7 protein-coding genes are annotated in these 12042 nt (G+C 48.0%); all 7 read right to left on the minus strand.

Going from position 1 to position 12042, the window contains the following annotated elements; all coding sequences use genetic code 11:
* Window positions 1–23: 23 nt before the first annotated feature.
* On the minus strand, window positions 24–158 hold the full coding sequence (locus AC0KUT_RS19680; protein ID WP_488832226.1) for a hypothetical protein: 135 nt from the start codon (window positions 156–158) through the stop codon (window positions 24–26).
* Window positions 159–251: 93 nt separating this feature from the next.
* Complete coding sequence (locus AC0KUT_RS19685) at window positions 252–2948, minus strand: eCIS core domain-containing protein (RefSeq protein WP_488832228.1); 2697 nt, start codon at window positions 2946–2948, stop codon at window positions 252–254.
* 335 nt (window positions 2949–3283) lie between these two features.
* The gene (locus AC0KUT_RS19690) at window positions 3284–4897 is read right to left on the minus strand and encodes an eCIS core domain-containing protein (protein WP_488832229.1); all 1614 of its coding nucleotides are present in this window, start codon (window positions 4895–4897) and stop codon (window positions 3284–3286) included.
* 418 nt (window positions 4898–5315) lie between these two features.
* Window positions 5316–7142 (minus strand): translational GTPase TypA, encoded by a 1827-nt coding sequence (gene typA, locus AC0KUT_RS19695; protein WP_488832230.1) that lies wholly within the window; start codon window positions 7140–7142, stop codon window positions 5316–5318.
* A gap of 242 nt (window positions 7143–7384) precedes the next feature.
* Entirely contained in the window at window positions 7385–8959 is a 1575-nt protein-coding gene (locus AC0KUT_RS19700; protein WP_488832232.1) for a hypothetical protein, read from the minus strand.
* Between the two features lie 461 nt (window positions 8960–9420).
* On the minus strand, window positions 9421–10896 hold the full coding sequence (thiI, locus tag AC0KUT_RS19705; protein ID WP_488832233.1) for a tRNA uracil 4-sulfurtransferase ThiI: 1476 nt from the start codon (window positions 10894–10896) through the stop codon (window positions 9421–9423).
* 148 nt (window positions 10897–11044) lie between these two features.
* On the minus strand, window positions 11045–12007 hold the full coding sequence (locus AC0KUT_RS19710; protein WP_488832234.1) for a flavin reductase family protein: 963 nt from the start codon (window positions 12005–12007) through the stop codon (window positions 11045–11047).
* Window positions 12008–12042 lie beyond the last annotated feature (35 nt).

Genomic DNA, 12042 nt, shown 5'->3' on the forward strand with positions numbered 1-12042 from the left:
ACGAATACTCAATGGGGTTACTTCTAACAATTCGTCGTTTTCAATAAACTCAAGCGCTTGCTCAAGTGTGTGACGAATGGGGGAAACAAGGTCAAGGCATCATCGGCACCAGAGGCGCGTACGTTGGTCAGCGGCTTAGCTTTAGTGGGGTTAACCACCAACTCATTGTTGCGCGAGTGAATACCTACTACCTCGTTTTCTGCTGCACCTGATTGGCCCAGCTTTGCCTCTTATTGGTGAGGCGACTTCCACTAAAAAAACGGATTATCCTTGTTTTTATAAGCGTTAAACGTTTTTGGAAAAACTTTCTCTAGAAGCTCAAGATGTGCCTGTAAATAAACGTCCTTTCTTTGTAAGTCCTTCACATCCAAAAGTCCCTTGATTGCATCGCTCACTTGTTCGCATTCAAACTTCATTAATCGATAACTAGTTCTATTTTTTTTATCGCGATTAGTAAGGCGATACTCAATACTCGTTAGAGTTTTTTTCCACATGGCTTCCCCCCTGCCATCTGTATTTGCTGCAGCCCGTGTTACACCTGGGATATAGTTCGTATAGGTGAGCAGCTCATTGATATACTGCTGAAGCTCGAAGGCGAGGCGGGTAGCTGTTCGATCTTTTTTGGGCAAATCGCTCAGGTGTTTTCGCCGAGTAAGAAGCGTTTTCTTCGCAAGTTTGGCAAGTTCATCCTGACCATATTCCCGTGGCGGGTTGGCTCTATCCAATGTGGTATGAAGCGCAATAGCTTCCTCGACTAAAATGCCCATTGTCGCAACAGCTTTTCCGATTTCTTTTCCGTTCAACGCGCCTCTGATACGCGCCTCATGTAACAACCAGGCGCTGGTATGCGCGCCCATACTTCCCGAGATGGGAGAAGGCGGGCGCCCTGCAAGTTCGAGGCTTTTAATGATGTACCCTTTTTGAACATCACCTGTCAGCCGTACTTGGGTAGCTATGGGCGAACGTGCCACTTCCTCTTCAACTCCTTTGTCTTCTTCCTGTTCTTTATTTACTACGTCCTTGATATCCGCTTTCTGATCTAGATTCATCAGAGGTTTGGTTTCGATTTCAAACCCTGTGCTTTGCGACAATGCGCCTGAAACGAGGGAATAACTTCCTTCGAGGTTGATTATCTCTAAGGCCACTGCATCCCTAGCTTCCTTATCGTATTTACTTTTACTTATTCCAGCCTGGATACTTTCGTTACGAGTGTTGAAGTCCTCTTTCCTTAACTTTATTCGTTCGCTTATTTGTTTCAAGAGTAGCTGGAGCTGTCCTTTCGACTGATGAAAAATTAAAACACCTAAGGACTTCTCATCGACTCCAGCATCTTTAACGCTGTTAGGGAAGTTATTGTACAGTGATTGAAGATGTTGCCGAACCAAGAGCAAAATTCTTTCGTTAATCGGCATTGCTACTGGTACGCCAGGCGCAAGTGTGGCTAACTGTTCTTTGTCTACCGAGGTGGCCACTAAAACCGCCGCATACATATCAAAAGTACCCAAGACAGCGTTTTTTAATGTTTCTTGAGCTTGTTTGGTTCCGTTCTCGTGCGCCACCATCGCTGCTACGTGGCCCGACTCACCCTTTCCTTTTCCTGCTAGGGCTGGCGCTACCGCCATTACGTTCACTCCAGATAGTGGAATCAATTCGCGGAATTCAAGATAGGCACTAATGGCATCTTGCAAGAGCAATGCTTTGGCCGTGATATCTGTATTGGCATTGGCAGTGTTGATTAATTCTATTAATTCAGTTTCTGCGTTTTTTAATCGTAATCCTTGTCCGGCCGTTCTTCCAAATCCAAATTCTGCCGAAAGTGTGTCTTTCAACGCATAACCAGGCAGGCTCTTGGCTTGCTTATAAATTTCAGTGAGTTCCAGAATAGCATTTTGGAAGGTTTTCCCCCCTAGCTTCAGCCTGATACCAGCAATATGTGTTGCGAATGCAGTCGTATGATCGCCCATACTATTGCTGAATAGTTTTTCAGGGCGCCCCACCACATTTATAGATTTAATTTTTTCGGCTTCGCCGGGGATAATTTGAGTAACCATCCGTTGCAAAGGAGTATAGGAAGAGGCGTCCACCGGGGACTTGCCTATTCTCAGTTGGCTTTGAATACCAGACTTTCGTTGCATTCGTTGCGATGTCAGCTTTAACATTCCAACACCACCCAGCCGACTCAACTGCATTGATCCCATCTGGGACACGGATTCAGTTCTTAAATCGCGCACATCGCCCATCGCTTGCAACGCCTGCGCCCCCATTACGTCCGCCTCGCGCTCCAAGCCCACATCATCATTAACCGATACCCCGCCCTTCATCTGCACCGTCGGCTTAACTCTTCCCTGCGCCTGCTGCACCACATGCCAGGCCTCATGGGGCAAATGCTGCTCTTGCCCTGCCGCCACATGAATATCGCTACCCTGCGCGTAGGCATGGGCATTTAATTGCGCTGGCTTGTCGGAGTTATAGTGCACCTTGACATGATCCATACTCATGCCCGAGAGGGATTCAATACCGGCTTTGAGCTGGTTGGGCAAACCTGTGTTGTTGGGCTTTTCGGCTAACTGCGCTGTGGCAGCTTCAGAGAATTTTCCCTGCAGCGGTTCCTCCTCTGCCATCAATTGAGCAGTTTCAAATTTACCCTGTAACAACTCTTCATCTTCCATCAACTGGGTAGACTCAAACTTACCCTGCAATAATTCTTCATCCTCCATGCGCTGCACTAAAGACCCAGCTGCCATTTGTGCCTGCAGGGCTTGCATTTTTTGCTGCTGCGGGCTTGCGGCCATCATGGTTTGCAACGCGCACAATTGCGCCGCCTCTGGGCGGGCATCCTCAATGGTAGTTTCTTGCGGCTGCGCAAATAATTGCGCGCTAGTTTGAGTTGCTTGTAGCGGCTTTTGCTGCTGGGTTTGTTCTGCGGGAGCGGGTGTATAGGTTTTCATGGATGCTAATCCTTTTTTAAGAACACTTAAAAATCAGAGAAGAGTGTGAATGTAGTTTTTAGTGTTGCTGTAGATATTGCGCTAGTAATATTGCTGCTTAGTATTATTAGAGTTTTGCGCAGCCACTCAATCAGCATCTTTAATTGGTAGATTCCCACAATATTATGTTTAAATAATTCGCACTGGAATCATACTAATCACTTTGCAGCCAAGGCTTCCACTAAAAATTTCTTACCACCTAAGGAAATAATCTTGACGCTTCGCTGGGTGCTTTTAATTGATGGGTGCCCTCAATATTATTACTCATTTACTCTCAAAGAATTATGTACAAAACCCTACGGTCGAATATATCCCGATTCGACTAGCAAAGTAACAGGGTCGGCTACATTTTCGGGTAAAACACCCTGGACTTCCTGCGCTACAAATGAAAAGGATGCATTTTTTGGTTCTCCTCGCACTGTCTCAACGGTTACAGTACCTGGCCCACTTAGAGTGTGCTTTTTAAAATCAGAATTGATCGGACCTTCTTTAGTGATGATGCCCTTTTTATCGGTATCTGACTGTCCAGCTTCGCCGACAACTGCTTCCAGTTCGCCCCTCATACTGTCAACCATCTGTCCTGCCATTGATAACATGGTGGTGTCATTCTCGGCAAAATTGGTAACTATCTTGGTTGGTGTACCCGCGCCAAAATTAGCAGGCTTTTTAAGTTCGTCGCTATACTTCTTTCTTTTAGGGCCCCCCATTTCCACGAACATTTCTGTCGATCCTGGAATAATGGCGGTTAACGCCGCTATCCGAGCTATAGTTGTAGCTTTATTTATAATTGCGGTATCCAACTGCTTTTGTTTTTGTACAAATTTTTCGTGTTTAGGATCCATTTTACTGATTGCTTTAGTGAACTCAGCAATCGATTCCGTCAAAGCAAGTTTGGAAGTATTTGCCTCGACCAGTAAGTTGGCCTTTACTGTTATAAACGCCCGCTCCTGACCTAATAAACGATTACTTTGAAAATCGTCAGTTACTCCCGAACCGTGCTTGCTTAAATAATGTATTGTTTTGCCATGATGGGTCTTTCCTTCTGCACCACGTTGAGTGGCGCTGCCATACCATACCTTCTTCATCTGCGCAGTACCCACGATAGTTGTTCCCTCTTTTTTGAATTGAAAGGGCTGTATTTGTGCAGATTCATTTATACATGCAGCAAGTGCTTTCGCCCCCATCACATCCGCCTCAGTCTCCAACCCCACATCATCATTCACCGGTACCCCGCCCTTCATTTGCACCGTCGGCTTAACTCTTCCCTGCGCCTGCTGCACCACATGCCAGGCCTCATGGGGCAAATGCTGCTCTTGCCCTGCCGCCACATGAATATCGCTACCCTGCGCGTAGGCATGGGCATTTAATTGCGCTGGCTTGTCGGAGTTATAGTGCACCTTGACATGATCCATACTCATGCCCGAGAGGGATTCAATACCGGCTTTGAGCTGGTTGGGCAAACCTGTGTTGTTGGGCTTTTCGGCTAACTGCGCTGTGGCAGCTTCAGAGAATTTTCCCTGCAGCGGTTCCTCCTCTGCCATCAATTGAGCAGTTTCAAATTTACCCTGTAATAATTCTTCATCTTCCATGCGCTGCACTGTTTCAAACTTACCCTGCAGTAATTCTTCATCTTCTATGCGCTGCACTGTTGCAAACTTGCCCTGCAATAATTCTTCATCTTCCATGCGCTGTACCGACGATCCTGCCGCCATTTTTGCCTGCAGGGCTTGCATTTTTTGTTGCTGCGGGCTGGCGGCCATCATAGATTGCAGCCTGCGCAATTGCGCCGCTTCTGGGCGGGCGTCTTCAAAGGTGGCTTGCGGCTGTGCAAATAATTGCGCGCTAGTTTGAGTGGATTGCTGCTTATGTTGTTGGGTTTGCTCTGCGGGAGCTGGGGCATGGGTTTTCATGGTAGCTAATCCTTTTTAAGCACACTTAAAAATCAGAGAAGAATTCGGATGAACCATTGAGCGCTGCTGTAAATTTTCGTTTGTTATGTTGCTGCTGAGTATTATTAGAATTGTCGCTCAGCCACATAAACAAAGCTAAGGTGGTCTTTGAGTATAAGCAGGCATAAATTGAAACACTAGGTAAATTAGTGCCGCTTAAAAATATGGCAGCTAAAGGCACCTAAGTGCCAATGAGTTTAATTAATAGTTAATTGACGGCGCTTAGTTATTAACAAGCAGTAATTGCGGTGAGTGAAAAATTAGGTGTGAGGCAATAATGTTAAATTTAAACCTGACACAAGGCTAACTCACCAAAAAAACAAAACCCCCCGCCATTTGCATGGCGGGGGGTTTTCGTTCAGCCTTTGGCGAAAGCTTATTAAGCTTTCTTGCCGCGCTTACGCTCGTTTTCGGTTAAGAACTTTTTGCGTACACGAATGCTTAAAGGTGTTACTTCTACCAGTTCGTCATCTTCAATAAATTCCAGCGCTTGTTCAAGCGTGTGGCGAATTGGCGGAGACAAGGTCAAGGCATCATCGGTACCCGACGCGCGCACGTTGGTCAGCTGCTTGGCTTTAGTGGGGTTAACCACCAAGTCATTGTTGCGCGAGTGAATACCTACTACTTGACCTTCATAAACTTCTACGCCAGCGCCGTAGAACAAACGACCGCGCTCTTGCAGTGGGTGCAGACCGTAAGCGAGAGTTTTACCTTTCACCATAGAGATCAACACGCCATTTTGACGCTTGGCTACTTCACCTTCTTTAACAGGGCCGTAGTGGTCAAAAATACTGGTCATGATGCCAGAGCCAGAGGTCATAGTAAGGAACTGACCGCGGAAGCCAATCAAACCACGCGATGGAATTAAGAATTCCAACTTGATACGGCCTTTGCCATCCGGCTCCATGTTGTGCAACTCGCCTTTACGCAGGCCAAGTTCTTCCATCACTTTACCCTGGTGATGTTCTTCAACGTCGATAACTACTTGTTCATAGGGCTCGTGTTTTTCGCCGTCTACTTCTTTAACAATTACTTCGGGGCGCGATACGCCCATTTCGTAACCTTCACGACGCATATTTTCGATCAATACTGAAAGATGCAATTCGCCGCGACCCGATACGATGAACTTGTCTGGAGTCTCGCCTTCTTTAACACGCAAAGCCACGTTGGCAATCAACTCTTGATCCAAACGGTCTTTGATATTACGGGTAGTCACGTACTTGCCTTCTTTACCTGCGAAGGGCGAGTCGTTTACTTGGAAGGTCATGCTTACGGTTGGCTCATCAACGCTCAATGGCTTCATTGGGTCAATGCATTCTGGCGCACACAAGGTGTCAGAAATACCGAGACCTTGAACACCGGTAATACACACGATGTCACCGGCTGAAGCCATTTGAGTTTCTACACGTTCAAGACCGTGGAAGCCCATAACCTGCAGGATTTTAGCTTTGCGCTGCTCGCCTTCGTGCGGCACAACCACGATTTGTTGGTTGGGCGACAGGGTACCGCGGGTGATACGGCCAATACCGATTACACCTACATAGCTGTTGTAATCCAATGCAGAGATTTGCATTTGCAGTGGGCCATCAGCATTTACCGCTGGCGCTTTTACTTTATCAACGATCATTTGGAACAGCGGAGTCATGTCATCTGCCAAAGCATCGGGAGACAAACCAGCAACACCGTTCAAAGCAGAAGCATAGATAATTGGGAAATCTAATTGTTCTTCAGTAGCGCCTAAGCGATCGAACAAATCAAACACTTGGTCAACAACCCACTCAGGGCGCGCGCCCGGACGGTCAACCTTGTTGATAACAACAATAGGGTTCAAGCCCTGTTCGAACGCTTTTTGCGTTACGAAGCGAGTTTGTGGCATTGGGCCGCCAACGGCGTCAACCAACAGCAATACTGAGTCAACCATGGACAGAACACGCTCTACTTCACCACCGAAATCGGCGTGTCCTGGGGTGTCCACAATGTTAATGCGGTAGTCATTCCAGGTAATAGCGGTGTTTTTCGCAAGAATGGTAATACCGCGCTCACGCTCTTGATCATTGCTATCCATGATCAAATCAGCGCCTTCATTGCGGCGATTGAGGGTGCCGGACTGAGTTAACAGCTTATCAACGAGGGTAGTTTTACCGTGGTCAACGTGGGCGATGATGGCGATATTACGCAGTTTACGAATTGCATCTTGTTCAGTCACAGTGGAAATTCTCTTGGGGATAAAAATGAGTGTTCTTCGAAAAGGGGCGCATTATACCCATGTAGGCATGACAGTGATATGGCTAGGGACAATTAGTTGGTGATTTTTTAGCCTCTCAAAGGTGCAGGCCTCGTAAAAACCTCCGCACCCCATGGAGAACACCGACAACTGAAACGAAAAAACCCTTCAGGATTAACCCAAAGGGTGAGTTATTGACTAGTTAATAGGCTTAGCGTCTGAGGCTAGTAAGCGCGAACCTTAACGAAGTTGCAGCCGTTGTTGCTAGTAAAGGTTACCTTGCTACCGGATAGATTGCTGGCAGCCATGTAGTTGGAGGCAACTGTCATAGAGCCGGTGCCATTGGTGCTAATACTGCCGCGGAAGTCACAGGAGCTGTTGGCGTCGCTGTCCCAAACGGCAAAAGTTTTACCGGCTAAGCCACCACTGTGAGTGAAGTTAACGCAATTAGATGTCCCTAAATTCAACTCTACAGCGGTAGTTACGCTAATGGTTTGGCAGCTGCCGCTCGCAGCAGAGCTAGTGGCTGCAATTGAACTGGTGACGGAGCTACGGCTTGATGAGTTGCTGCTAGCAACCGACGATACTACTGAAGAGCTTGCACCGCTGCCGCCCGGTACTGGTGGTGGGACACAATTCGAACCCGACACAGAAATGTATCTTCTCGCTGGCGCGATGTTTTTGGAAGGCACCTCATCCACTAAGCCGCCGCCCGCAATTGTGTTACAGCCATAGGTGGCGCCGCCATCACTTGCCGCTTTAAATACACGATGACTGCTGTTGTTGCCGGTAACCTTGTTATTTACCGCCCAATTGTAATAACCGTGGATATAGGCGAGCGCAGGATCGTCATCCAATTGCTGATCAACCGATATAGCTGCCTGCAAGGTTGATACGGCACCAGTAAAGTCAAAAGTGTTGTTATCCACTATGGCTTCGGTGCCTTTCATATGAATTGCATATTTGGGCAAATTTAAGGGAGCGGTGGCCAACAGGCCAGCATCGTCCATTTTCATAATGAAATGATTGTCGTAAATGCGAATGCCGACGGTACCTTCTTTAATATCTATAGGCTCTGCACCTATGTTGGGGCCAAAGGTGTTGTTGTGAATTTTGGCAAAATCACAGTTTTGTTGCCTGTCTTCCTCTTTAGGCGTGGGCTGGTAATAGCTATTCCACATTTTGCGATCGTTACACAAATACACGCCTTCACCGCGATCGGCGCGCTCCATACCCGTGTGTGCAATGCTGCTATTCCAGACTTCGGCGTAATCGCTGCCGTCGCGAAAATGCAGGCCCTCGGTACCGGTGTTAAAAATTTCTACCCCTTCAACTTTGACATTGTCAGAACGATCTATCACCACGCCTTTATCGGCATTTTGAATGCGCAAATTCTTCAATTTCAAGCCGTGTACACGCTGCCCATAAAACACATAGTTATTGGTTCTACTGGGCGCTTTTAGCAAGGGCTTTTGAGCGGAGCTGGGGTTGGCCGCCGCTGCTTCTATCGTTACATTGCTTACATCGTGCAGTAAGAACATGGGCGAGGTATTAACACTGCCATCAAGGGTTAACCACTGAGTCGATGCATTGGGCGGCGCATAGGTGCCCGCATTGAGTTTAATCACGCGGCCATTTGTGGCTCCGGCTAGCGCACTGCGCAATTCTGTATAGTTACTCACCGTCACTGTGTCGCACAGTGCAATGCTGGGAATAAGCAGTAAAGATGTAGTTGCTAAGAGCGTTACAGCACGTGAAGTTTGAAACAAGAACCTTATTGGATTTATGAGGAGATTCATCTATTGCCCCTAAAAGGATTTAATTAAAATTATTCGAGTCTTCTATTGGTCATTCAGGTAAGGTGGTAAGGCAGCTTTTCCTGTTTTTCAAGTATATGACGGAATTTGGCGCGGTAATCAGCTTTATGTAGATTATTTGAATATGAAGCTCAGGTGATTTAAGGGTTTTAGATATAAGAATTTAACGCTTAGGCAGCAAAAAAGAAGCACTACATTTATTGCGAATAATTCATAAAGGAAAGAGGGGGAGTTGGAGCGGGTTTTAAGGGGTAAATATAAGATGAAGAGCCTCGGATAACAGCTGCTCCAGCGCGCAACTTTTCAGGCACCTCACAATGTACAAGTTACCAATACAGCTGGATATGAGCGCCCGCCAGAGGGTTCCCGTGGCGCGCACAAGCACGTAAAACGTGCACCTCTTTCTGGATTAGCCTGCAAGAGTACCCAGCATGTCGCGTAAATTAAATGGCGCAAGCGCTCTTGGGTTCTGGGCGATAGACACCCACATTTAAATAGCCCGCATCTTTTAGGTTGGCGGCATGGAGCTGGCTCATAACGCCTTTTTGGCAGTAGAGATAGTATTGCGCGCCCTGCTCCAGCGTAGGAAATTTGTTATTGAGGTTGTAGAAGGGAATCTTGCGTACGTCCACATCCATTAGACGCAGCGGGTTTACTTCTTCCTCGTCGGGATGGCGAATATCAATGATGATCGCAGGCGCGGGCACTTCTCCGACTACCGGCACGGTTAAATCAGCATCCAACTCATCGACGATTTCATCGATATTTTGGGCACGGCGCGTCGCAATGGCGCGCTCTAATACCGCCATATCAAACTTGGACTCTTCGTGAATCACCCTGCTCAGTTTGGCGCGCGTGGTGGGGTTTACCGAAATAACACCGCAGTATTCTGGCATTTGCGCCGCGAAGGTTTCGGTGCCGATTTTGCGCGATATATCGATAATATCGCCCTTGTCCATGGTGGAAAGCGGACGCAACACCAGCATCTCCGTCGCGCGATCAATTACATTGAGATTGATCAGCGTTTGGCTCGATACCTGCGCCACGCTCTCACCGGTCACCAATGCGGGAATTTCCAGCGACTCCGCTACCGCTTCCGCGGCGCGCAACATCATGCGTTTGAGGGTGACACCCATGTAGGAGTTATCAACCTTTTCCAGAATTTCTGTGACCACCTCTTCAAAGGGTACAGTCACAAACTTAATGCGGTGCGAGGCGCCGTACTTATTCCACAAATAATAGGCGACTTCTTTTACACCGATTTCATGGGCGCGGCCGCCGAGGTTGAAAAAGCAGTAGTGGGCGCGCAAGCCACGCTTAATGCATAAATAGGTGGAAACAGTAGAATCAAACCCGCCTGAAATAAGCGACAACACCGCTTCTTGCGTACCCAGCGGAAAACCGCCCAAACCTTGGGTTTTACGGGCGATCACGAACAAACGCTCCCACTTAACTTCTAAGGGCACTATGACATCGGGGTTGTGCAGATCCACGCCCTTGGCGTCTGTGTGCTGTAACAAGCCGCCGCCTACATAGCGCTCCACGTCGGTAGAGCTAAATTCATGATTGCCGTGGCGGCGCGCTCGCACGCAAAAGGTTTTACCGGCTAACTCGTCGCGCCAATGGGGCAGAACCGTTTGAAAGATATATTCCAAATCGCCAATGGGGTAGGCCTTTATCAGCGAGAAATTGGCAATACCGGGAGTATGCGCCAGCACTTCAGACACCTGCGCTATGACGGATTCATCCGCATCGGGCGCGACTATTTCGATCTTCTCCCAATCGCGCTGCACATCTACCTTAACGCCTTTATCAGCGAGCAACTTGCGCAGGTTATCGCGCAGTTGTTTGATAAAACGCTTACGTACGGGAGGGCTTTTGATGATGATTTCAGAGAAGACTTTAACGATAAAATGCATGAAATTGCTGCCTGACGCGGAGTGACGAGCTAGGTATGCAGCTCAGTCTGATTAAAAAGGCGGCGATTATACAACACTGCATCGACGAGCATGGCCTATAAATCCACTTAGCGACGCAGTGACTCAATCAGAACATGAAGTTCACCCCTCACAAATCCAGCACTAGCACATCGCTTTTTGCCCGCGAGACACAAACGCATATTTTGCCTTGAGCGCGCAGCGCAGGGCTTAATACCTCATCGCGGTGATCCGCCTCGCCCGCGAGAATTTGCTGCATACAGGTGCCGCATTCACCACTGCAGCATTTGGACTTCACCGCTATTCCCGCCATCTGCAGCGCATGCAGCAAAGGCTGCTCCGGCGCTACAGACACTCGCTTACCTGAGCGCGCCAACTCCAAGATCACAGCGCGCGCCACTTCTTTTACTACTGGCGCCAAGCTGACGCACTGGAGCTGATCCTTGGCAATACCGAGGCGCTCAGCATGATCACGCACCTCCGCTAAAAATGCAGGGGGAGCACAAATATAGACTTGGGTATTAGGCTGTACTTGGGCCATTAATTCGCCGAGTTCACAAGCCTGCAGTTGATCGCCGCTATAGCAACTGAGCTGCCGACCGAGTGTCTCGTGAAGGCTGTCGGCAAAAGGTAGAGGACTTGTGGCATCCATGTTGGCAGCAAGATAGTGAAAATGCTGGCGACGACCGCGCAAAGCCAAGGTTTCAGCCAAGGGTTTAAGAGCGATAGCCCCCAAACCTACGCCAATCAAAAGCGCGGGGGCTGCATCCGCATGCAAATGAAAACGCTGCTCTGCAAGGCGACATTCAAGTTGCTGACCTATGGCTAAAGGCTCAGATTCAAATGAACACTCAAGTACCAGCTCATAGGTTTGCTGCTGACTTCGGCAAGCAGCAACAGCACTGGGTAAAGGTATACTTTGCCCCTGTGTATTAACCCAGATTATTTGCAGTTGAGCTCCACAACTCAGCAACGGGAGATCTTCGCCTTCAGGCGCGCGCAAATGCACCTGAAGCAGCTGAGGCGTTAATGGACTTAGGCTGCTCACAATCAGGGGGAAAGATTGAGTGGAAAAAACGTCATGGGAAAACATATAAAACCATAAAAATCACATTCAATAAAAAAGCC

It is taken from the genome of Cellvibrio sp. 25HG11W-0, assembly GCF_057815475.1.

What these genes read in the sequence shown, in the direction of transcription:
- AC0KUT_RS19685 (WP_488832228.1), bottom strand. Translation starts at nt 2,948, where the DNA reads ATGAAAACCTATACACCCGCTCCCGCAGAACAAACCCAGCAGCAAAAG.
- AC0KUT_RS19690 (WP_488832229.1), bottom strand. Translation starts at nt 4,897, where the DNA reads ATGAAAACCCATGCCCCAGCTCCCGCAGAGCAAACCCAACAACATAAG.
- AC0KUT_RS19700 (WP_488832232.1), bottom strand. Translation starts at nt 8,959, where the DNA reads ATGAATCTCCTCATAAATCCAATAAGGTTCTTGTTTCAAACTTCACGT.
- thiI (WP_488832233.1), bottom strand. Translation starts at nt 10,896, where the DNA reads ATGCATTTTATCGTTAAAGTCTTCTCTGAAATCATCATCAAAAGCCCT.
- AC0KUT_RS19710 (WP_488832234.1), bottom strand. Translation starts at nt 12,007, where the DNA reads ATGTTTTCCCATGACGTTTTTTCCACTCAATCTTTCCCCCTGATTGTG.